Below are 21,640 nucleotides of genomic sequence, written 5' to 3'. Positions count from 1 at the left end.
CGCGCCGGGGGTTCCCGTGCCTTGAACCGTCATTCTCGTCATGCGTAAGCGTCGAGCGAACATCAAGAACCACGAGCAGGAAGTCCGTGTCTTCCGCAACCGCTCGCTGGTCGCCGCGCTGGTCATCGTGCTGATGGCCGGGGCACTGGTTTCCCGCCTGTTCTACCTGCAGGTCATCGAGCACGACGTCTTCATCACCCGGTCCGACAACAATCGCATGCGGGTCGAACCGCTGCCGCCCCGGCGTGGGCTGATCTACGACCGGAACGGTAAGCTGCTGGCGGAAAACCGGCCAACCTACAATCTCACCATCGTGCGTGAACGTGTCGATGATCTCGATACCACGCTGCAGCGGTTGATCGATATTCTCGATCTGCCCGAGGATGAGGTGGCGACTTTTCGCGAACGCTCCCGGCAGCGTCAGCGGCCTTACCAGCCGGCGCTCCTGATGAGCGACCTCACCGAGGATCAGATCGCACGCCTGGCGGTGAACCGATACCTGCTCAGCGGCGTCGAGGTCGAGGCTCAGCTGATGCGCTACTACCCCGATCCCATCGTGATGTCGCATGTGCTGGGCTATGTCGGGCGGATCAACGAGCAGGAGCTGGCCGAGCTGGACTCGGGGAATTACGCCGGTACCCACTTCATCGGCAAGACCGGCGTCGAGTACACCTACGAGGATCAGCTCCACGGCAAGGCCGGCCTTCGCAAGGTCGAGACCAACGCGCGGGGAAGAGTCCTGCGGGAGCTGGATCGGGACCCGCCGGTGCCCGGAAAGGACATCACGCTGACCATCGACAGCCGTCTCCAGCACATGGCGTACGACCTGCTGGATGGCCGGCGCGGTGCCATCGTGGCGATCCAGCCCAAGACCGGCGACATCCTGGCGATGGTTTCCGCGCCGGGTTTCGATATCAACAAGTTCGTGACCGGTATCTCTTACGACGACTACCGGGCGCTGCAGCAGAATCTCGATCTGCCCCTGTATAATCGCGCGGTTCGAGGCCAGTATCCGCCCGGCTCCACGGTCAAGCCTTTCGAGGCCCTGGCGGCGTTACAGGATGGAGTGGTCAAGCCCAATGATGTCATTTACGACCCGGGCTATTTCCAGTTGCCCAACGATACGCGGCGCTATCATAACTGGCTGCGCTGGGGCCACGGGCGTGTCGATCTCGAGCGGGCGCTGGAGGTCTCCAACAACACCTACTTCTACACCATGGCTTACCGGCTGGGCATCGACCGGCTCTCCGCTTTCATGCATCAGTTCGGCTTCGGCGAGATAACGTCGCTGGATGTGCAGGGTGCATCACCAGGGCTGATGCCATCCCGTGAATGGAAGCGCGAGAAATACAACCAGGTCTGGTATCCCGGCGAGACGCTCTCCGCGGGTATTGGCCAGGGCTATTTCATGGCCACGCCGCTCCAACTGGCCGCCGCCACTGCGACGCTGGCCAACCATGGTCACTGGGTCCGTCCGCACCTGGCCAAGGAGATCGGTGACCAAGCCATCGAGCCGCCTTTCGCCGACACCAAGCCGGACGTCCAGGTCGACCAGGCCCGCTGGTGGCAGGACGTCTACAAGGGCATGGAGGCGGTACTCCAGGGTTCCGAAGGTACCGCCCGCAAGGCGGGGGCCGGCCTGAAGTACGAGATGGCGGCCAAAACCGGCACGGCTCAGGTATTCTCGCTGGGACAGAATCAGAAGTACGACGCCGATGAACTGACGGAGCGACTCCGCGATCACGCGCTGTTCATCGGTTTTGCGCCGGTGGAGGATCCGCAGATTGCGATCGCGGTCATCGTCGAGAACGCCGGTGGCGGCGTCTCCGGTCTGGGCCGTGAATTGACCGACGCCTGGCTGTTGCCGGACGGACAGTTGAAAGACTGGCCCGGCACCACGGTCAACGAAGAAGTCGAGAGTATCGATGGCGATTGATTTCCAGCGCGTGGCACCGCGAACGCAGCGCGCCCGAGTCGGGCGCAAGCGCTCGATATGGTTGCGTATTCATATCGATCCCTGGCTGCTGTCGATTCTGGTACTGCTGATCTCCTTTGGTCTGGTGGTGCTCTACAGCGCCAGCGGCATGTCGGTTTCGACGACGATGGCCCAGGCTTCGCGCATGGGGGTTGCGCTGCTCGGGGCGATCGCCATCGCCCAGTTCTCGCCTGTCACGCTGTTTCGGTGGACGCCGGTCGCCTATGGCGCGGGGCTGCTGATGCTCGTCGCCGTCGAGATCATGGGGGATATCGGCATGGGGGCCCAGCGCTGGCTGGAGATCGGCCCCTTGCGCTTCCAGCCCTCGGAATTGATGAAGATCGCCATGCCGATGATGCTGGCCGCCTATCTCCACCGGCGACCTCTGCCGCCGACATGGCGCGATCTTCTGGTCTGCGGGGTGATCGTCGGCGTCCCGGTGCTTCTGATCGCGCGCCAGCCCGACCTGGGGACCTCGCTGCTGGTCACCTGCGCCGCCGTCTTCGTGATCCTGCTGGCGGGGCTTTCCTGGAAGTTCATCCTGACGCTGGTGGTCATGGCCGGAGGGGCGATGCCGCTGCTATGGATCAACATGCATGACTATCAGCGGCAGCGGGTGTTGACCTTTCTCAACCCGGAGAGCGATCCATTGGGTGCCGGCTGGAACATCATCCAGTCCAAGACGGCGATCGGTAGCGGAGGGCTGGAAGGAAAAGGCTGGGGGCTGGGGACACAGTCCCAGCTCGAGTTCCTGCCCGAACGCCATACCGATTTCATTGTCGCCGTACTCGGGGAGGAGTTCGGGCTGATCGGCATGTGCACCATCCTGATCCTTTATCTCCTGCTGGTCTCGCGAGGCCTTGTGATGGCCAACAACGCCCAGGATACCTACGGGCGCTTGCTGGCCGGCAGCATCGTGCTGACGTTTTTCATCTATGTGTTCGTCAATATCGGGATGGTCAGCGGCATTCTGCCGGTGGTCGGGGTGCCGCTGCCGCTGGTCAGCTACGGCGGGACCTCCAGCGTGACCTTGATGGCCGGGTTCGGTATTCTCATGTCGATTCACACGCACCGGCGGCTGTTGACACACTGACGCTGGACAAGCCGCAATCAGGGAGCAAGTCACGCATGCCGCTGCGTTGGAGACGAGAATTGCGATTCAGCCTCATCCTGCTGCTGGCGGGGTTGCTGAGCATGGCGAACGCAGTCGCGCTGGGCGACGAGAACTTCGATCCCGCTACCCACCCCGACGTCAAGGCGATGCTGGATTCGCTGGCTCGCCAGGGGATGTCGCCGCGTGAACTCGACGCCGCCATGCGGGCGGCGAGGTACCGGCCCCAGGTGCTGGAGTCGATGAGCCATGCGGCCGAGCGCCGGCTGCGCTGGGACGAGTATCGCGACATCTTCATTCAGTCCGAGCGGATAAGACAGGGGGTCGCTTTTCTCGACGCCAACCGGGAAGCCCTGGAGCGCGCCGAGCGGCGCTACGGCGTGCCGCCGGAAGTCGTCGTGGCGATTCTGGGCGTCGAGACCCAGTATGGCCGGCACAAGGGAACCCATCGTGTGCTCGATTCCCTGTCGACGCTGGCGTTTCACCATCCCACACGGGGTGGGTTCTTCCGTGGCGAGCTCGAAGCCTTTCTCGAAATCACGCTTGGGCAGGGGGTCGATCCCGGGACGCTTTACGGCTCCTACGCTGGCGCCATGGGATATCCTCAGTTCATTCCGACGAGCTACCAGGCCTACGCGGTCGACTTCGACGGCGATGGTTTGAAGGACCTGTGGAACAATCCGGTCGACGCCATCGGCAGCATCGCCAACTACTTCAGCGAGCATGGCTGGCAGCGCCACCAGGCGGTACTGGTCGAGGCCAGTGGCCCCGAGGCGATGCCTCCGGACGTGAGATTCAACCGTACCGAGCCGCCGGATACCACGGTCGAGGCCCTCGCGCGTGCGGGTATTCAGCCGACGGCGGGCAACCTGCAGCCGCAGGACAAGGTCGTGCCGCTGGCGCTGGATTTCGCCGATGGCCATGTCCGCTATGTCATGGGCCTCGACAATTTCTACGTCATCACGCGTTACAACCACAGTCATCTCTACGCCATGGCGGTGGCGACACTGGCCCAGCGCATTCAGACGGCCATGGATGAGGGGATATGAGGGGGCGAAGCCTGGCTCGGCGCGGATTACCGGCGATCCTGCTGGTGTCGATACTGGCGGGGTGTGCCGGTGGTGGCGGCTCCCAGCAGGGTGGCGGGCGTTACGCCATGGACCAGGATGCCTATCCCGACTCGCCCGAGGATGTCGCCAACGTGCCGGACGCGGTGCCCAAGGTCGAGCCCCGGTCCAGAAGCGGCAACCGCTCGACGTATAGCGTCTGGGGAAAGACCTATCATGTGCTCGACGACCCAACCGGCTACTCGGCGGAAGGTCGCGCATCGTGGTACGGGGTCAAGTTCCAGGGCTACGACACCGCCAATGGCGAGACCTACGACATGTACAAGATGTCGGCGGCGCATCGCTCGCTTCCCCTGCCGACCTACGCCCGCGTCACCAACCTCGACAATGGTCGCAAGGTCATCGTGCGGGTCAACGACCGTGGTCCGTTTCACAGCGATCGCCTGATCGACCTCTCCTACGCGGCGGCCGCCCGGCTGGGAATCCTGAAGGGCGGGACGGGGCGGGTGAAGGTGGAGGCGATCGACCCGGTGGCCTGGGCGCGCACCCATGGTCGATCCAGCTCGACGGGTGACGGTACCGAGCAGACCGAGTTGGCTTCCCGACCGGCGTCGGCGGCTCCGGCTCCGGTATCGACACGGGCCGCACCGAACCGGTCGGCCGACCCGAGGTCGTATGCCGGCAAAACGACGGATTACGAGGCGACGATCGATCCGCTTCTTGCGGCGGCCAACGATGGCGCGCCCGCGGGTGGGGCCTCCGCGCGGCCCGCCCGTGCCACCTCTTCATCAGGCGGTGCCTCGGGCGCGCTATCCGCGCGATCCGGCAGTGCCGCGTCCCCGTCCGCCGGTGCTTCGAGTTTGTCCGCCGGGCAGCGCTACGTTCAAGTTGCCGCGCTGGGCTCGCTGGCCGGGGCGGAGGCGCTGAAAAGCCGCCTCCAGGGCTTGCTGTCGCGGCCGGTTCGCATTGACAATGCGTCACCTCTCTATCGCGTCCAGGTCGGGCCCATCGAAGACCTGGCGTCGCTCGACTCCATCAGAGCTACCTTGCGAGACGCCGGCTACGGCCAGGTGTTCCTGGTAGCGCCCACTCAGTAACCTCTTTCAGTGAGAACCCGATTGTCATGAAAGCGTTGTTCACTTCGTCTGTTTCCCGTCTGGTCATCTCGGCGTCATTGTGTCTGGGGCTGCTTTCATCGCCGGTCAGCGCCCAGCAGCCGACCCCCGATAGCCAGATGTCCGCGACCAACCCCGAGCCCGGTCAGTTGATCCCGTCGCCGCCGGATCTGGCAGCCTCTTCCTGGGTGCTGATGGATGCTTCCACGGGCCAGTTGCTGGTGAATCACAACGGCGATCAGCGGCTGCCGCCAGCCAGTCTGACCAAGATGATGACGGCGTACATCGTCGAACAGGAGATCGACGGCGGCAGTATCTCCGACAGCGACATGGTCAGCGTGAGCGAAAATGCCTGGCGCACGGGCGGTTCGCGCATGTTCATCCAGGAGGGGACTCAGGTCAGCGTCGAGAACCTGCTGCGCGGCGTGGTCGTGCAGTCCGGCAACGACGCCAGCGTGGCGCTGTCGGAGTACGTCGCCGGAAGCGAGTCGGCCTTCGCTGATCTGATGAACCAGCAGGCCCAACGCATGGGCATGCAGAACAGCCACTTCATGAACCCCACGGGGCTACCGCACGACGATCACTATTCGTCCGCCCACGATCTGGCGATTCTCGCGCGCCATATCATCAAGGACTTTCCCGACCACTATCAGGTCTACTCCGAAAAATACTTCACCTATAACGATATCCGCCAGCCCAACCGTAACCGCCTGCTATGGCGTGATCCGGACGTCGACGGCCTGAAGACCGGGCACACGGAAGCCGCCGGCTACTGTCTGGTCGCTTCCGCCAAGAAGCAGGACACGCGCCTGATCGCCGTGGTCATGGGTACCAATTCCGATGAGGCGCGGGCGGCGGAAACCCAGCGCCTGCTCAACTACGGTTTCCGTTTCTTCCAGACCCGCAAGCTCTATGATGCCGGTTCCGTGCTCAACGAGGCGCGGGTCTGGGGCGGCGATAGCGACACCGTGCGCCTCGGCGTCAAGGATGCGGTCAGCATGACCGTACCCCGGGGCAGTGCCGACAACCTGACCGCACGTCTGAATCTGCCGGAGACCCTGCATGCGCCGATCCAGGCTGGGCAGCAGGTCGGCACGCTGGAGATCAAATCCGGTGACGAAGTGCTGGGCCAGGAGCCGCTGGTCGCGCTGGAAGGCGTCGAAGAGGGCAGCATCTTCAAACGCGTCTGGGACTCCATCGTGCTGTTCGTGACCGGGTTGTTCGACTGAGCCCCGCCGAGGCGCCGCTCGACCGGTGCCTCTCCTGGCGCTTCGGGAGAATTCCCCCGGAGTGCTGGGTCGGGCTTCGGTTGGTGAGTCGGGTAATGTTGAGTAGAATGCTCGGAAATGTCTTCCATGCCCAGATGCCATGACCCAGACTCCCAGTGATGTTGATCTTCCCCGGCCCAAGGTCGAGTTTCCCTGCGATTACCCGATACGGGTGGTTGGCGACGCCGCCGATGACTTCGTGGCGGTCGTCAGCAACGTGATCGAACGTCATGCGCCAGGATTCGATACGGCGTCGATCAAATTGTCGGACAGCCGCAATGGCCGATTTCAGTCACTCCGCGTGGTCATTCGGGCCACTGGAGAGGAGCAGTTGAATGCGCTGTTCCAGGATCTGAAAGCGACCGGTCGGGTTCACATGGTGCTATGACGCCGATGTCCGCGCTGTCACTCTACCGCCTCGGACGCCAGCCCTACCTGCCGGTCTGGCAGGCGATGTCGCGCTTTACCGATGGTCGCGATAGCCAGGAGCCGGACCAGCTGTGGCTGGTCGAGCATGAACCCGTGTTCACGCAAGGGCGGGCGGGCAAGCCGGAGCACTTGTTGATGCCTGGCGATATCCCGGTGGTGGCCAGTGATCGAGGCGGGCAGGTGACCTATCATGGGCCGGGCCAGATCGTGCTGTACCCGCTGCTGGACGTTCGTCGCCGGGGGCTGGGCGTGCGCGAGCTGGTGACGTTGCTCGAGGGCGCTGTCGTCGATCTGCTGGCCTGCCACGGCATCCTGGCGCAGGCGCGCCCTGACGCCCCGGGGGTGTATGTCGGCGATGACAAGATTGCCTCGTTGGGTCTGCGGATTCGGCGGGGGTGCAGCTTTCATGGGGTCGCTCTCAATGTCGATATGGATCTTTCTCCATTTTCTCGCATCAATCCGTGCGGCTATTCGGACCTGAGGATGACTCAACTGCGCGATCATCTACCCGGGCCGATCTCGTTTGACCGTGAAGCCACGAGGTTGGCCGACTGCCTCGCGCAGCGGCTGGCGGTGGAGCTCGAAGCGAAACCCCGGTGGCCACAAGCTTTTGAACCGGTAGCGACCGTGTAGCTACCGGCGCTCCAAGACCTATCAGGAAGGGACCTATGACCGAGACGACAGTGATGCAAACGCCCGCGGCCAAGAAGCCTGCTCGCGCCGAGCGGGGTGTCAAACTGCGCGGTGCCGACAAGGTGTCGCGGATTCCCGTCAAGGTCATTCCGACCGAAACGCTGCCGAAGAAGCCGGACTGGCTGAGGGTCAGGATGCCGGTTTCCCCGCAGGTGACGCATATCAAGCAGACGCTGCGAAAGCACGGATTGCACACCGTGTGCGAAGAGGCATCCTGCCCCAATCTGGGCGAGTGCTTCAGCGGCGGTACGGCGACGTTCATGATCATGGGTGACATCTGCACTCGCCGCTGCCCGTTCTGCGATGTCGCGCACGGTCGACCCAATGCGCTCAACGAGAAGGAGCCGCGCGAGTTGGCTGAAGCCATCGCCGAAATGCGGCTCAACTATGTCGTCGTGACCTCGGTGGATCGGGATGATCTGCGCGACGGTGGCGCGCAGCACTTCGCCAACTGCATTCGCGAGATCCGGCGTGACAGCCCGGAGATCGAGATCGAGGTTCTGGTACCCGATTTTCGCGGCCGGATGCAGGTGGCGCTCGACATTCTGGAAGGCGAGGCGCCCGACGTTTTCAACCACAATCTGGAGACGGTGCCGTCGCTCTACCGCAAGGTGCGGCCCGGCGCCGACTATCAGTGGTCGCTGGACCTGTTGAAGGGTTACAAGGCGCGCCGCCCGGAAGTCATGACCAAGTCGGGGCTGATGCTCGGGGTGGGCGAGACCGACGAGCAGGTCATCGAGGTCATGCGTGACCTGCGTGCGCACAACGTCGACATGTTGACGCTGGGGCAGTACATGCAGCCGTCTCGCAACCATCTGCCCGTCGATCGCTGGGTCCATCCCACGACGTTCGACTGGTTCGCCGAGCAGGGCAGAAGCATGGGATTCACCCATGTCGCGTCCGGGCCGCTGGTGCGTTCCTCGTACCACGCCGACAAGCAGGCCCACGGGGTCGAAGTAAAGTAACGCCCCTCTGAAGCGAATATCGGCCGGGCCCACCGTCGCCATCGGTGGGCCCGTGCCGTGTCTGGCGCATGATTCCCGCAGCGCGGGGTTGGCCGGCGATGGTTTTTCGGGTGTCGATGCATCCGGTGTCGCGGTAGCGGCGTACTGCAGTAGTGATTCGTTCCGCGCGAGACAGGATTTTCAATCAATCATCTCGGCTCGATGAGTGGCGTCCGTGCCGTGGCCATCTCATCGAACGCGACTACGATGATATCCATACAACCCCCCATGATGTGTCCGTACTGAAGAGTCAAACTATGATCGCACCTAGCATGCCCGGGCGGGAGAAGGAGCGCTTGAGCGCCCTGCAGGACCTGCAACTGCTCGATTCCAATGCGGATGAAGGCTTCGACCGGTTGACGGAGCTGGCAACGCAGATTTTCGACGTGCCGATATCGTTGATCACGCTGATCGACGAAGACCGGCAGTGGTTCAAGTCACGTCAGGGGTTGAGTGTGTGCGAGACGCCGAGGCGTATCTCGTTCTGCGGCCACGTCGTGGCCGACGGCCAGCCGATGGTGGTCAACAACGCGTTGCGAGACCCCAGGTTTTCGGACAACCCGCTGGTGACGGGGGCGCCGTTCATCCGCTTCTATGCGGGCTATCCGCTGTTCGTGGCGCCGGATATCTGTGTCGGTACCCTCTGTCTGATCGACACGCTCCCGCGCACGTTCGAAGAGACCAGTATGCAGCGCATGAAGTTGCTTGCCGCCCAGGCCGAGGAGTTGATCCAGCTGCACGTGCTGCGTGTTCGCGCCAACCTTCGCGAGGTGCAGGCTCAGGCCTGATCGATTCTAGCCATCGTCGGCGGGAAGGCAGAGTAAGGTCGGCGTCTCGATTGGCGTCATGGGGGCCCGGAAATGGGCGTTCAGCTCCGGCAGCAGTTCGCGCACGAAACGTAGAAAGAGTTCCGTCACCGGTGTCGGGTAGCGATCCTTGGGGTAGACCGTGCACCACGAGCGCCGCAGCGGGAAGCCCGGTATCGCCGGGCTCGCCAGCAAGCCCGACGCGAGCTCCAGTTGCACCGCCAGTCTCGGTAGCACGGCGACTCCAAGATGCGCCATGACCCCCTGCTTGATGGCCTCGTTGGTGCCGAGTTCGATGGTGTGGGGGAGTGAAATGCGTTCCCGTGCCGCGAAATCCTCGAAGGCCGTTCGGGCTCCAGACCCCGGCTCCCTCATCAGCAGGTAGTGCCTCGCGAAATCCTCGAGGGTGGCTCTCTCGGCGGTCACCAGTGGATGGCCCGGCCACACCACGGGAATCAATTCGTTGTCCAGAATGGGCATGAAGACCAGATTGGGGTCGTCCGGCACCATGCCCATGATCACGAGATCATCTCGCCTTTCCGCCAACCGCTCGAGTGCCTGCCCCCGGTTGCAGACGCGCAACCGAATCTGGACCTCCGGATAGCGGGCGCGAAAGCGGGCCAGAATGTGCGGCACCACGTATTGCGCGGTCGAGACGGCGGCCAGGTTGAGTTCGCCGCGTATGGTGCCGGCCAGTTCCGACAGCTCCATCTGGAGGCTGGAGACCTGGCCGAAGATCGACTGCACCGAAGCTGCCAGGGCATCGGCGGCCGGCAGGATGTGAAGCGTCTTGCCGGCATACTTGAACAGTGGCTGGGCCAGGGCCTGCTCGAGCTGCCGGATCTGGGCGCTGACGGCGGGCTGCGTCAGGCCCAGCTGCTCCGCCGCGCGTGAGTAGGACTGTTGCCGGTGGACGGCCTGAAAGACCTGGAGCTGACGAAATGTCAGGCGATTGAGCAGGTTGGGTCTCGACATTCGTTACGCTCTCGCGGTCAGGTATAAGGTAGAGCTTATAGGTTGGCAAAAAAATATCAATTTTTCTATTGGGTCCCGGGTGGCTAGCGTAGGGTAAACGGTAACCAACGTTCATCCGCCTACCGGGAGAGCTTACGGTGTTCAAGAAGCTGCTGATTGCCAACCGTGGCGAGATCGCCGTGCGTATTGTACGGGCCTGTGCCGAGATGGGCATCCGTTCGGTCGCGATCTATACCGAGCCTGACCGTTTCTCGCTGCACGTCAAAGGGGCCGACGAGGCGCATTTCGTCGGAGAGGAGCCGCTGGCGGGTTATCTGGACCCGAGGCGAGTCGTCAATCTGGCCCGGGAAACCGGCTGCGACGCCATCCATCCCGGCTACGGATTTCTGTCCGAAAGTGCCGAGTTCGCTAGGATCTGCAGCGAGGCCGGTATCGCTTTCGTCGGGCCGAGTGCCGAGGTCATCGCCAAGATGGGCGACAAGACGGCGGCACGAGCGGCCATGCGGGAAGCCGGCGTGCCCATCACCCCGGGATCCGAGGGCAATCTCGCCAACCGCGAGGAAGCACTGACGGTAGCGGAGGAGATCGGATATCCGGTCATGCTCAAGGCGACGTCCGGTGGCGGCGGGCGAGGCATTCGTCGCTGCGACACGCCCGATCAACTGACCCAGGCGTGGGATCGGGTGATCTCCGAGGCGACCAAGGCGTTCGGTAGCGCCGAGGTGTTCATGGAGAAGTGCGTCGTCGATCCGCTGCACATCGAAGTCCAGGTGCTGGCGGACGGTCATGGCGGCGTCATCCATCTGTTCGAGCGCGACTGCTCGATCCAGCGCCGCAACCAGAAGCTGATCGAGATCGCCCCCAGCCCCCAGTTGACCCCGGAACAACGCAGCTACGTCGGCAAGATGGCGGTCCGCGCCGCCAGCGCGGTGAACTACGAGAACGCCGGTACCGTGGAGTTCCTGGTCAAGGACAACGAAGTCTACTTCATGGAGATGAATACCCGGGTTCAGGTCGAGCACACCATTACCGAGGCAATCACCGGGGTCGACATCGTTCGCGAGCAGTTGCGCATCGCCGCGGGGGAGAGGCTGGCCTACCGCCAGGAGGACATTCGCCACCAGGGCTACGCGATCCAGTTCCGGATCAACGCCGAGGATCCCAAGAACGACTTCCTGCCCAGCTTCGGCCGCATCACGCGCTACTACGCACCCGGTGGCCCCGGTGTCCGCACCGATACCGCGATCTATACCGGCTACACCATCCCGCCGTACTTCGACTCGATGTGCCTCAAGCTGATCGTCTGGGGAATGACCTGGGAGGAGACGCTCAACCGGGGCATCAGGGCGCTGAACGACATGCGCCTTCAAGGGGTGAAGACCACGGCGCCTTACTATCAGGAAATCCTCCGCCATCCCGCGTTCCGCGCTGCCCAGTTCGATACCGGGTTCGTCCCCGCGCATCCGGAACTGCTCAACTACTCCGTCAAGCGCAATCCGGAGGAGATCGCCCTGGCGATATCGGCTGCCATCGCGGCCCACGCCGGGCTCTGAGCGGGACCCACTTGGAACACGACGAATCGATCGGGACCAGAATCAGGAGACAAGAATGAACCAAGCCGAGCCGTCATCCGTCAAGATCAGCGATGTCGTTCTGCGAGACGGGCATCAATCGCTGCTTGCCACGCGCATGCGCACCGAGGACATGCTGCCGATCTGCGCCAAGCTCGACGCGATCGGGTTCCACTCCCTGGAGGTGTGGGGTGGTGCCACTTTCGACGCCTGCGTACGATTTCTGAAGGAGGACCCTTGGGAACGCCTGCAGTCGCTCCGCGAGGCGCTCCCCGACACGCCGCTGCAGATGCTGCTGCGGGGTCAGAACCTGCTCGGCTATCGTCACTACGCGGACGATGTCGTCGAGCGCTTCGTCGCGCGTTCGGCCGACAACGGGATCGACATCTTCCGGGTCTTCGATGCGTTGAACGACCTGCGCAATCTCGAGACCGCCATGAAAGCGGTCAAGGCCAGCGGCAAGCACGCCCAGGGGACGATCTGCTACACCGTCAGCCCGGTTCATACCCGTGAGATGTACGTCGAGCAGGCCAAGCGACTCGTCGACATGGGAGCCGACTCCATCGTGATCAAGGATATGGCGGGTCTGCTGACGCCGTACGCGACCGGCGAGCTGGTGGAGGCGCTGGTCGAGGCGGTAGACGTTCCGGTCCATCTCCACGCGCACGCGACATCCGGGCTCGCGTCCCTGAGTCAGATGAAGGCGGTCGAGGCGGGGTGTCGACATATCGATACCTGCATCTCCGCCTTTGCCGGAGGTACCAGTCATCCGTCGACCGAGGCGATGGTGGCAGCGTTCCAGGACACGCCCTACGACACCGGCCTGGACCTAGTGGCGTTGAAGGAGATCGGCGACTACTTCCGCGAGGTCCGCAAGAAATACGCGGCTTTCGAAAGCGAGTACACCCGCGAGGACGTCAGCGTGCAGATCTGGCAGGTGCCAGGCGGGATGATGTCGAATCTCGCCAATCAGATGAAAGAGCAGAATGCCCTGGGCCGGATCCAGGACGTATTCGACGAGATCCCCAAGGTCCGTGCCGATCTTGGCTATCCGCCGCTGGTGACGCCGACCTCGCAGATCGTCGGTACCCAGGCCGCCATGAACGTGCTGACCGGCGAGCGTTACAAGTCGATCACCAACGAAGTGAAGCGGTACCTGCTGGGCGGCTACGGCCAGCCGCCCGCGGAAGTGAATGCGGAGGTTCGTCGCAAGGCGATCGGCAACGAGTCGGTCGACGATGGCCGGCCCGCCGACCACATCAAGCCCGAGATGGCCAAGCTCGAGCAGGAGATCGGCGATCTCGCCAACAGCGAGGAGGACGTGCTGACCTTCGCCATGTTCCCCGACCTCGGTCGGGAGTACCTGCAGGGGCGGCGCGACGGCACCCTGGTGGCCGAACCGATTCCGGCGGCCGAGGCTTCAGGCGGCGGTCGGCCGGTGTCCGAGGGCGTGCCGACCGAGTTCGTGATCGACGTCCACGGCGAGTCATACGAGGTGCAGATCACCGGTGTCGGCAGCGGCAGTGGCCGCAAGCGCCGGGTCTATCTGACGCTGGACGGCATGCCTGAGGAAGTCGTGTTCGAGGCCAAGGACGAGTTCGTCCAGGAAGGCAAGAGCGGTGGACGAGCCAAGGCCAGCTCTCCGGGACACGTCACCACGTCGATGCCGGGGAATATCGTCGACGTGCTGGTCGCCGAGGGCGATAGCGTCAAGGAAGGGCAGGCTGTGTTGATCACCGAGGCGATGAAGATGGAGACCGAGGTCCAGGCGAGAATCGGTGGTACGGTCAAGGCCGTCCACGTGGCCAAGGGGGACCGGGTGACGCCCGGCGAGGTCCTGGTCGAAATCGAGTAGCGGTCCCGGTCACTGACGGCATGACGAAAAACGCGGAGCCCAGGCTCCGCGTTCTTTCACGTGGATCGGTCGTGTGCCGGCTGACGCGCGGCCTATTCCTCGACCTGGATGATCTTCATGGTGTTGGTGCCGCCATGGGCGTTCATGTGGTCGCCCCGGGTCAGAATCACGTGATCGCCCTTGTCGGCGAGCCCGCGGTCGACCAGCTCCTTGATCGCGCCGGCATTGATCTCGGTCAACGGGAAGCGCGAGCTGTCGAAGACCAGTGACACCACGCCCCGGTACAGGGCCATGCGACGCTGTACCATGGGCGTCTCGGCCAGCGCCACGATCGGGAGTCCGGAGCGGATGCGCGAAGCGATCAGCGGCGTGTAGCCTGAGGCGGTCAAACAGGCGATTGCCACCACGCCGGAGAGATGGTTGGCGGCGTACATGGCGGACAGCGCCAGGGTTTCGTCGATGCGAGTGAAACCCTCGTGGATGCGGTGCTGGGACTGCTGTGCGGCACGTTCCCGCTCCGCGCCCAGGCAGAGCCGATTCATGGCGCGAATGGTTTCCACCGGATAGTCGCCGGCGGCGGTCTCCGCCGACAGCATGACCGCGTCCGTGCCATCGAGCACTGCGTTGGCGACGTCGAAGACCTCGGCCCGGGTCGGCAGCGGCGACTCGATCATCGATTCCATCATCTGGGTGGCGGTGATCACCACCTTGTTGAGGGTCCGGGCACGCGCGATGATCCGTTTCTGGACCCCGATCAGCTGGGCGTCGCCAATCTCGACGCCAAGGTCGCCGCGGGCAACCATGACGGCTTCCGAGGCACGGATGATGTCGTCCAGGGTTTCCGGGTCGGCGACCGCCTCGGCGCGTTCGATTTTCGCGACCAGACCGATCTCCTGGCCGGCCTCGCCGAGCAGCTCGCGGGCGTACTGCATGTCGGCGCCGCTGCGCGGGAACGAGACCGCAAGGTAATCGACGCCGATGTCGATCGCCGTCTTGAGGTCTTCCTTGTCCTTGTCGGTCAGGGCTGCCGCGGACAGGCCGCCACCTTGCTTGTTGATACCCTTGTTGTTGGTCAGCTTGCCGCCAACAACGACCTTGGTGTGGATCCGGGGACCGTCGATGCGCTCGACCTCGAGTACCAGTCGGCCGTCGTCGAGCAGCAGCTTGTCGCCCGCCTCGACGTCGTCCGCCAGCTCCTCGTAGTCGCAACCGACGCGTTCGCTGTCGCCGGCGTTGCGGTCCAGCGAGACGTCGAGTATGAAGGCTTGTCCCTTCTCCAGCTTTACGCCGCCCTCGGCGGCAAAACGGGCGATCCGGATCTTGGGGCCCTGCAGGTCGCCGAGTGCCGCCACGGCGCGGCCGTGACGATCCGCCGCCTCGCGCACGGCCTTGAGGCGGCGCCGGTGATCCTCGGGATTGCCGTGGGAGAAGTTCAAGCGAACGACGTCGACCCCGGCTTCGATGATCGCATCCAATACTCCCTCGCGATCCGTGGCGGGTCCCAGGGTGGCGACGATCTTGGTGCGGCGAATCGGGCCGTGAAACGCGTGCTGCATGGAAATTCTCCTGGCAACTGAGTGAAATCGTCTCGCCGCGCCGGGAAATCGGGGAATCGAAACGCGGCGATGGCATGTGGTTATTTTACAACAAGCGGGCCATCCTGTCCGGAGCCCATTGATGAGCTATTTCATCATAGACAGGTCCACCGTCGACAGGGCCACACTATCGACAAACGTCGCGCCGTCACGAGATGGCGCGCGTTCCGACGACAGCCACTGGCATCGCATCACGGCCGCGCGACAGGGTGATGACGAACTCTGCCCGAGTGTCGCGTGCCGGCGAGGGCCGGACATGAAAGGAAGGGTAGAGAACGCATGGGCAATCCGTATTCGCCGCTTGGAATTCATCCCGTCAGCCCCATGATGAAAGGCCATTGACATGGTGCTGTCGTTGCTGCTCAAAGTCGAGCTACGGCTGGCGCCTCGGGAAAGGCTAGGGTAGGGTAGGCGGATTTTCCGGCCGGCCCTGGTAGCCAGGCGGCCGTCGAGCACGTCATCGGTCGCCGCACGATATCAAATCGCCGCACGATATAAAGAAGCAGGAGCGCTATGGGCAAGTCACTGGTTATCGTCGAGTCACCGGCCAAGGCCAAGACCATCAACAAGTATCTCGGCAACGATTTCGTGGTGAAATCGAGCGTCGGGCATATTCGTGATCTGCCGACCAGTGGTTCCTCCAAGCAGGCCAGCGATCCCAAGGAGCGCGCCAAGCAGGCGGCGATCACGCGCAAGATGTCGCCGGACGAGAAGGCGAGCTACAAGAAGCAAAAGCAGTGGGATCAGTTGATCCGCCGCATGGGGATCGATCCCGAACACGGCTGGCGGGCCAACTACGAGATCCTGCCGGGCAAGGAGAAGGTGGTCGACGAGCTCAAGAAGCTCGCCGACAAGAGCGACACTATTTATCTCGCGACCGATCTGGATCGCGAGGGAGAAGCGATCGCCTGGCATTTGAAAGAGACCATTGGTGGCGACGACTCCCGCTACAAGCGGGTAGTCTTCAACGAGATCACCAAGAACGCCATCCAGGAAGCTTTCAAACAGCCCGGCACCCTCAATATCGCCCGGGTCGAGGCGCAGCAGAGCCGGCGTTTCCTGGATCGCGTGGTCGGCTTCATGATCTCCCCGCTGCTCTGGAGCAAGGTCGCTCGAGGGCTGTCGGCGGGGCGCGTCCAGTCGGTGGCGGTGCGCTTGATCGTCGATCGGGAACGCGATATCCGGGCCTTCGTGCCGGAAGAGTTCTGGGACGTACACGCGGATACCGTTACCGCCGATGGCGAGCCGGTACGCTTCGAGGTCGTGCGTCAGAATGGTGAGGCATTCCGGCCGACTTCCGAGCAGGAGACCCTGGAGCGCATCGCCCCGCTGCGTCAGGACGCCCTGGAAGTCACCAGTCGCGAAACGCGTCCGACCAGTTCCAAGCCCAATGCGCCGTTCATCACCTCGACGCTGCAGCAGGCCGCGAGCGGGCGTCTTGGATTCTCGGTCAAGAAGACCATGACGCTGGCCCAGCGGCTCTACGAGGGCGGCTACATCACCTATATGCGTACCGACTCGACCAACCTGTCCCAGGATGCGGTCACCGGGGTGCGCGACTACATTCAATCGGAGTTCGGCGAGCGTTACCTGCCGGATGCGCCGAATCGCTACTCGAGCAAGCAGAATGCCCAGGAGGCACACGAAGCGATTCGTCCCTCCAATGTCAGCCAGCGGGCCGACGACCTGCCCGTCGAGCGTGACGCCCAGCGGCTCTACGAGTTGATCTGGCGTCAGTTCGTGGCCTGCCAGATGGTGCCGGCGGAGTATCTCGCCACCACCCTCACGATCGAGACCTCGGGCTTCGAGCTCAAGGCCCGTGGTCGCGTGCTCAAGTTCGACGGCTATACCCGGGTGATGAAGCCGATCGCCAAGAAGGACGAGCAGACCCAGCTGCCGGATATCGGCGAGGGCGCAAGTCTCGCGGTCGATCGGATCGACCCGCAGCAGCACTTCACCAAGCCCCCCGCGCGCTACACCGAGGCCAGCCTGGTCAAGGAGCTCGAGAAGCGCGGGATCGGACGCCCTTCGACCTACGCGGCGATCATCTCGACCATACAGGACAGGGGCTACGCCAAGCTCGACAACCGGCGTTTCTACGCCGAGAAGCTGGGCGAGATCGTCACCGATCGCCTGGTGGAGTCGTTCAACGACCTGCTGGACTACGGATTCACGGCGCGGATGGAAGACCGTCTCGACGAGGTTGCCGAGGGGCACGAGCAGTGGCAGCGGCTTCTCGATGCTTTCTATGCCGATTTCAAGCGCAAGTTGGAGCGTGCCGAGGGCGAGGAGGGCATGCGGCCCAACGAGCCGGTCGAGACCGATATCGCCTGTCCGACCTGCGGCCGGCCGATGCAGATTCGGATTGCATCGACTGGCGTGTTCCTGGGGTGCTCCGGCTACAACCTGCCACCGAAGGAGCGCTGCAAGACCACCATTGACCTGATCCCGGGAGAGGAGGCGGTGCCGGCCGAGGCCGACGAGGCCGCCGAGACGGAGGCCCTGCGTGCCAAGCGGCGCAATCCGAACACCGGTACGGCGATGGACAGCTATCTCATCGACGAGGGGCGCAAGCTCTACATCAGCAACGACGACGATGGTTACTACGAGATCGAACAGGGGCGCTTCCGGATCAAGGGTTACGACGGTCCGGTGATCGAGTGCGACAAGTGCGGTTCCGAGATGCAGCTCAAGAGCGGGCGTTTCGGCAAGTACTTCGCCTGCACCAACGAGGCTTGCGGCAATACCCGCAAGCTGTTGAGAAGCGGCGAGGTCGCGCCTCCCAAGATGGATCCGATCCCGATGCCGGAGCTGCCTTGCCAGAAGGTCGACGACCACTACGTGCTGCGTGACGGCGCCAGCGGCCTGTTCCTGGCGGCCAGCCAGTTTCCCAAGAACCGGGAGACACGCCCGCCGCTGGTCAAGGAACTCAAGGCGCATGCCGACGCCCTGCCGGAGAAGTATCACTTCCTGCTCGAGGCGCCGAGCGAGGATCCGGATGGCCGGCCCGCGCAGATCCGCTTCTCGCGCAAGGCCAAGAGCCAGTTTGTGATGACCGACGAAGACGGCAAGGCGACCGGCTGGCGCGCGGTCTATGAAGATGGGCGCTGGCAGGTGGAGGACAAGCGCAAATGACGTCGCCGGCCCGCACCAACCAGCTGCTCTATCAGGCCGAGCTGCTGCTGGCGATCGAGCCGGGCGACGACGAACAGGCGATGGCGCGTCGCATGGCGCTGGAGGAGGGCGCGCTGGGTCAACTGGAGCTGGCGCTGAATGCGCTGCTGCGTGAGGTCACCGAGCATACCGACCTGGCTCATGATGGCTGGCGCGCCTGGCTGGGGGCGACCTCGGCCAGCGTCGCCGAACTGGAGCGCCTGCGGGCGCTGGCCGGTGACCCCGATAGCTGGCTCTCGCTGCTGCTGTCACGCCTGGCGGCACTCCACGGTGACGACGGCGCGGCCCGTCGCGACACGCGTACCGGATTGATCGCTAGTGGCGGCGAACCCGCGCTGGGAGACGCCCTGCGCTGGTGCGTGGGCGAATTCAAGACGCTGCTCTCGGAGCTGCGCGAAGGCAGTCGCGAATGGTGACTGGCGCCGGTTGGCCATGTTAGGCTGGATGAAGACATCAACGACCGGGGCCCAGGCTCTGGTCGTTTTTTATTGGTCTCATCTTTGACTTGTGTCGTCACCGCCACGACAAGAGAGGTTAGCCGTGTCCGATACCGCGATTCTGGAAATCGTCGAACTCGCCGATGGCGAGGTGGTGCTGCGTCCAGCGGAGGCAGCGGGCGAGCCGCTGGTCTCGATCCGTTTTTCCGAGGAAGCGGTCGAACTGCTGCGCCGCAGCCGCTTCGATGTGGCGCGCGAAATGCTCGACCATGCGATCACCCGCACCCATCTCTGGGAGGGCGACGAAGAAGACGCCGCGGAGGAAGCGCCTGCCACCGTGCACTAGTGCCACTTCCCAGGGTTGCGCAGCGCCCGACCAGGCCGCTGCCAGTAGGTTCCGGCGACTTTCCCGTCGTTCTCGGCCTTCACCCGGGCGATCTCGATTTCCCTGCCGTCCGGCAATCATCATAGGAGTCCAGGCAATGGCTCAGCAGTTAACGGCTGCCGCGTCGGTCGGCGGCGTGACCGAGACGCTCGACAGCGAGGCGATTCGGGAAGCGCGGAGAGATCTCGCGGCCTGTTTCCGGATTGCGGCGGCGCTGGGGATGGGGGAAGGTATCTGCAATCATTTCTCGGCGCTGGTGCCCGGGCGGGACGATCTGTTTCTGGTCAATCCCTATGGCTGGGCTTTCGAGGAGATTACCGCCTCGAGTCTGCTCATTTGCGATTTCCACGGCCGGGTCCTGGCCGGTGATGGCGTGCCCGAGGCGACCGCGTTCTACATCCACGCGCGGCTGCACCGGCACAAGCCCGGCGCTCGGGCCGCTTTTCACACGCACATGCCCAACGCCACCGCGCTGACCATGATCGCGGGAGAACCGCTGTTGTGGGCGGGGCAGACCGCACTGAAGTTTCATGGCCGGACCTGTGTCGACGAGTGCTATAACGGCCTGGCGCTGGATGTTGCGGAAGGGGATCGGATCGCGGCCGCCATGGGGGACGCCGATGTGGCCTTTCTGCGTCATCACGGCGTGATCGTGACCGCGCCGACGATTGCCGAGGCCTGGGACGATCTCTACTTCCTGGAGCGCGCCGCAGAGGTACAGCTCAAGGCGATGGCATCCGGCAGGGAAGTGCTGCCGGTGCCGCCGGAGGTCGCCGCCCGGACCGCAGCTCAGATGCGTGCAGAGGATCCGGAGAGCGCCAGGCTGCATCTGTTGAGCGTGCGCCGACGGCTGGCGCGTTCGGCGCCTGATTATGCCGAGTGACGCGCCCGATACTACTGGGTCAGCCCTGCGATCAGCGCCGTGACGATGGCGGTCACCACGGAGACCAGCGCGATCACCAGCAGGCTGCGGCGTCGTGTGGCGCTGAAGAGGAAGAAAGTGGGGAACGCGACGGTCATCGCGAGCATGGAGATTACCCAAGCGTAGTTGGCCATCGAGCTGGCGGCTCCTGAGTCGATAGTGTGGCGTTTCGTTGACGGCGCATTATACAGATCGTGAAGGACGCTGCGTCGTCCGGTGGCCTGGTGACTCAATGATATCGAGAGCGTATTCGGGGGGAGGGGGTGCAATGGCGACAGGCCAGCCAGTCTCCGAGAGCGGTGCACTTCGCCTTTCCATGGCCGTGGCCGCGTTCATTGGAATCATGGCGCTGATTATCTCCGCGCTGTCAGGCTCCCAGGCGATTCTGCTCGATGGCCTGTTCAACGCGATCTATGCCGTGGTCGGTCTTTTCACGTTACGGGTAGGGCGTCTGGCCCTCTCCCCCGATGACGAAACCTATCCGTTCGGTTACGGCTACTTCGAGTCGATGGTCAACGCCTGCAAGGGCCTGCTCATGCTGGGTGTCTCGGCACTGGCCCTGTTCAATGCCGTCACGGCGTTGCTGACCGGTGGCAATGCGATCGCGGCCGGTATCTCGATCGTCTATGCGGGCGTGGCGACCGCGTCGTGCGTAGCGACGGCATTCGCGCTGAAACGCATCAGCCGGCATGTCAGCAGCCCCTTGCTCGAGGCCGACATCGAAAACTGGCGGGTCAATGCGCTGATCTCGGCTGCGGTGCTGTTGGCCTTCTGCCTGATCCCCGTGGCCCAGGCCCTTGGCTGGCACGCCATCGTGCCCTATGTCGACTCGTGGTTGGTGATCGCTGTTGTGCTGCTCTGCCTGGGGGTTCCCATCCGCGTTGCCAGGCGCGCGATCCTGGAGCTGCTGAACCGTTCGCCACAGCCTGCCATCGCCGAACCTGTCCGGGCCGCACTGACGTCGGCGCTGGCACCGCTTCCCACCGAGGCCATCTACATCCGGATGGTACGGCCGGGCCGGCTGCTGTACGTCACCGTGCACGTCGTGCTCGAACAAGGACATCCGCTCTCGATCGCCGAGGCGGATCGGTGGCGGGCGACGCTCGATGCCGGCGTGCGCCGGATATCGACACCGGTGCTGGTCGAGACGCTGTTCACCGGTGACCGGCGCTGGGCCGCACCCAGCGCGGGGTTCGATCCTGTGGAGACGGAAGCGATAGGGCGTGAAGGCGGTGCCGAACGGGACGGCAGCCAGTAG

The 21,640-nt window shown here is 63.8% G+C and carries 19 protein-coding genes; 16 read left to right on the top strand and 3 right to left on the bottom strand.

Annotated elements, in window-relative coordinates; translation table 11 throughout:
• The first annotated feature begins 40 nt into the window (after positions 1–40).
• From mrdA to DOM54_RS12245, 9 genes are all read left to right on the top strand, one after another.
• Positions 41–1,936: a penicillin-binding protein 2 gene (mrdA, locus tag DOM54_RS12285; protein WP_110716568.1), complete on the top strand. Its 1,896-nt coding sequence runs from the start codon at positions 41–43 to the stop codon at positions 1,934–1,936.
• Positions 1,926–3,068 (top strand): rod shape-determining protein RodA, encoded by a 1,143-nt coding sequence (rodA, locus tag DOM54_RS12280; protein WP_110716567.1) that lies wholly within the window; start codon positions 1,926–1,928, stop codon positions 3,066–3,068. The genes mrdA and rodA overlap by 11 nt, the downstream gene beginning before the upstream one ends.
• Before the next feature lie 35 nt (positions 3,069–3,103).
• A complete protein-coding gene (gene mltB, locus DOM54_RS12275) occupies positions 3,104–4,135 on the top strand; it encodes a lytic murein transglycosylase B (RefSeq protein WP_110716566.1) in 1,032 nt (343 codons plus the stop codon).
• Positions 4,132–5,250 carry a septal ring lytic transglycosylase RlpA family protein gene (locus tag DOM54_RS12270; RefSeq protein ID WP_110716565.1) on the top strand — a complete coding sequence of 373 codons (1,119 nt, stop codon included), beginning with the start codon at positions 4,132–4,134 and terminating at the stop codon, positions 5,248–5,250. The genes mltB and DOM54_RS12270 overlap by 4 nt, the downstream gene beginning before the upstream one ends.
• Positions 5,251–5,276: 26 nt before the next feature.
• The gene (locus DOM54_RS12265) at positions 5,277–6,497 is read left to right on the top strand and encodes a D-alanyl-D-alanine carboxypeptidase family protein (RefSeq protein WP_110716564.1); all 1,221 of its coding nucleotides are present in this window, start codon (positions 5,277–5,279) and stop codon (positions 6,495–6,497) included.
• 139 nt (positions 6,498–6,636) lie between these two features.
• On the top strand, positions 6,637–6,924 hold the full coding sequence (locus tag DOM54_RS12260) for an HP0495 family protein (protein WP_110716563.1): 288 nt from the start codon (positions 6,637–6,639) through the stop codon (positions 6,922–6,924).
• A 5-nt stretch (positions 6,925–6,929) separates the two neighbouring features.
• Positions 6,930–7,598 (top strand): lipoyl(octanoyl) transferase LipB, encoded by a 669-nt coding sequence (gene lipB, locus DOM54_RS12255; RefSeq protein ID WP_110716689.1) that lies wholly within the window; start codon positions 6,930–6,932, stop codon positions 7,596–7,598.
• Between the two features lie 35 nt (positions 7,599–7,633).
• Entirely contained in the window at positions 7,634–8,623 is a 990-nt protein-coding gene (gene lipA, locus DOM54_RS12250; RefSeq protein WP_206019081.1) for a lipoyl synthase, read from the top strand.
• A 296-nt stretch (positions 8,624–8,919) separates the two neighbouring features.
• Positions 8,920–9,450 carry a GAF domain-containing protein gene (locus DOM54_RS12245; RefSeq protein ID WP_110716562.1) on the top strand — a complete coding sequence of 177 codons (531 nt, stop codon included), beginning with the start codon at positions 8,920–8,922 and terminating at the stop codon, positions 9,448–9,450.
• A 6-nt stretch (positions 9,451–9,456) separates the two neighbouring features.
• On the opposite strand, the gene DOM54_RS12240 is transcribed toward DOM54_RS12245, so the two are convergent.
• On the bottom strand, positions 9,457–10,443 hold the full coding sequence (locus tag DOM54_RS12240; protein WP_110716561.1) for a LysR family transcriptional regulator: 987 nt from the start codon (positions 10,441–10,443) through the stop codon (positions 9,457–9,459).
• Positions 10,444–10,580: 137 nt separating this feature from the next.
• On the opposite strand from DOM54_RS12240, the gene DOM54_RS12235 reads away from it, so the two are divergent.
• Both DOM54_RS12235 and oadA read left to right on the top strand, forming a co-directional pair.
• On the top strand, positions 10,581–11,996 hold the full coding sequence (locus tag DOM54_RS12235; protein WP_110716560.1) for an acetyl-CoA carboxylase biotin carboxylase subunit: 1,416 nt from the start codon (positions 10,581–10,583) through the stop codon (positions 11,994–11,996).
• A gap of 55 nt (positions 11,997–12,051) precedes the next feature.
• Positions 12,052–13,869: a sodium-extruding oxaloacetate decarboxylase subunit alpha gene (gene oadA / locus DOM54_RS12230; RefSeq protein WP_110716559.1), complete on the top strand. Its 1,818-nt coding sequence runs from the start codon at positions 12,052–12,054 to the stop codon at positions 13,867–13,869.
• 92 nt (positions 13,870–13,961) lie between these two features.
• On the opposite strand, the gene pyk is transcribed toward oadA, so the two are convergent.
• Complete coding sequence (gene pyk, locus DOM54_RS12225; protein ID WP_110716558.1) at positions 13,962–15,425, bottom strand: pyruvate kinase; 1,464 nt, start codon at positions 15,423–15,425, stop codon at positions 13,962–13,964.
• A gap of 552 nt (positions 15,426–15,977) precedes the next feature.
• Between pyk and topA the strand changes: the two genes are divergently transcribed.
• The 4 genes from topA (at position 15,978) to DOM54_RS12205 (ending at position 20,343) form a co-directional block, all read left to right on the top strand.
• Positions 15,978–18,599, top strand: a complete 2,622-nt coding sequence (topA, locus tag DOM54_RS12220) for a type I DNA topoisomerase (protein ID WP_110716557.1) — start codon at positions 15,978–15,980, stop codon at positions 18,597–18,599.
• Positions 18,596–19,054, top strand: a complete 459-nt coding sequence (locus DOM54_RS12215; RefSeq protein WP_110716556.1) for a DUF6586 family protein — start codon at positions 18,596–18,598, stop codon at positions 19,052–19,054. Before topA ends, DOM54_RS12215 begins: the two co-directional genes overlap by 4 nt.
• A 124-nt stretch (positions 19,055–19,178) precedes the next feature.
• A complete protein-coding gene (locus tag DOM54_RS12210; RefSeq protein WP_110716555.1) occupies positions 19,179–19,421 on the top strand; it encodes a hypothetical protein in 243 nt (80 codons plus the stop codon).
• Between the two features lie 136 nt (positions 19,422–19,557).
• Complete coding sequence (locus DOM54_RS12205; protein WP_110716554.1) at positions 19,558–20,343, top strand: aldolase; 786 nt, start codon at positions 19,558–19,560, stop codon at positions 20,341–20,343.
• Between the two features lie 11 nt (positions 20,344–20,354).
• Here the strand turns inward: DOM54_RS12205 and DOM54_RS20030 are convergent, their stop codons facing one another.
• Entirely contained in the window at positions 20,355–20,516 is a 162-nt protein-coding gene (locus tag DOM54_RS20030) for a hypothetical protein (protein WP_162619845.1), read from the bottom strand.
• 134 nt (positions 20,517–20,650) lie between these two features.
• On the opposite strand from DOM54_RS20030, the gene DOM54_RS12200 reads away from it, so the two are divergent.
• Positions 20,651–21,640 carry a cation diffusion facilitator family transporter gene (locus tag DOM54_RS12200; RefSeq protein WP_206019080.1) on the top strand — a complete coding sequence of 330 codons (990 nt, stop codon included), beginning with the start codon at positions 20,651–20,653 and terminating at the stop codon, positions 21,638–21,640.

The sequence above is a fragment of the Salinicola acroporae genome (genome assembly GCF_003206615.1).
Lineage (GTDB): Bacteria > Pseudomonadota > Gammaproteobacteria > Pseudomonadales > Halomonadaceae > Salinicola > Salinicola acroporae.
The sequence above is the reverse complement of the archived record's forward strand: the minus strand, read 5'-3'. Positions and strand labels throughout refer to the sequence as shown.

Excerpts from the sequence above, each read along its gene's own strand:
- DOM54_RS12245 (WP_110716562.1), top strand. The coding sequence starts at position 8,920 with ATGATCGCACCTAGCATGCCCGGGCGGGAGAAGGAGCGCTTGAGCGCC.
- DOM54_RS12215 (WP_110716556.1), top strand. The coding sequence starts at position 18,596 with ATGACGTCGCCGGCCCGCACCAACCAGCTGCTCTATCAGGCCGAGCTG.
- rodA (WP_110716567.1), top strand. The coding sequence starts at position 1,926 with ATGGCGATTGATTTCCAGCGCGTGGCACCGCGAACGCAGCGCGCCCGA.
- DOM54_RS12270 (WP_110716565.1), top strand. The coding sequence starts at position 4,132 with ATGAGGGGGCGAAGCCTGGCTCGGCGCGGATTACCGGCGATCCTGCTG.
- pyk (WP_110716558.1), bottom strand. The coding sequence starts at position 15,425 with ATGCAGCACGCGTTTCACGGCCCGATTCGCCGCACCAAGATCGTCGCC.
- DOM54_RS12260 (WP_110716563.1), top strand. The coding sequence starts at position 6,637 with ATGACCCAGACTCCCAGTGATGTTGATCTTCCCCGGCCCAAGGTCGAG.
- DOM54_RS12205 (WP_110716554.1), top strand. The coding sequence starts at position 19,558 with ATGGCTCAGCAGTTAACGGCTGCCGCGTCGGTCGGCGGCGTGACCGAG.
- DOM54_RS12265 (WP_110716564.1), top strand. The coding sequence starts at position 5,277 with ATGAAAGCGTTGTTCACTTCGTCTGTTTCCCGTCTGGTCATCTCGGCG.
- lipA (WP_206019081.1), top strand. The coding sequence starts at position 7,634 with ATGACCGAGACGACAGTGATGCAAACGCCCGCGGCCAAGAAGCCTGCT.
- DOM54_RS12200 (WP_206019080.1), top strand. The coding sequence starts at position 20,651 with ATGGCGACAGGCCAGCCAGTCTCCGAGAGCGGTGCACTTCGCCTTTCC.
- oadA (WP_110716559.1), top strand. The coding sequence starts at position 12,052 with ATGAACCAAGCCGAGCCGTCATCCGTCAAGATCAGCGATGTCGTTCTG.
- DOM54_RS12240 (WP_110716561.1), bottom strand. The coding sequence starts at position 10,443 with ATGTCGAGACCCAACCTGCTCAATCGCCTGACATTTCGTCAGCTCCAG.
- DOM54_RS20030 (WP_162619845.1), bottom strand. The coding sequence starts at position 20,516 with ATGGCCAACTACGCTTGGGTAATCTCCATGCTCGCGATGACCGTCGCG.
- mrdA (WP_110716568.1), top strand. The coding sequence starts at position 41 with ATGCGTAAGCGTCGAGCGAACATCAAGAACCACGAGCAGGAAGTCCGT.
- mltB (WP_110716566.1), top strand. The coding sequence starts at position 3,104 with ATGCCGCTGCGTTGGAGACGAGAATTGCGATTCAGCCTCATCCTGCTG.
- topA (WP_110716557.1), top strand. The coding sequence starts at position 15,978 with ATGGGCAAGTCACTGGTTATCGTCGAGTCACCGGCCAAGGCCAAGACC.
- lipB (WP_110716689.1), top strand. The coding sequence starts at position 6,930 with ATGTCCGCGCTGTCACTCTACCGCCTCGGACGCCAGCCCTACCTGCCG.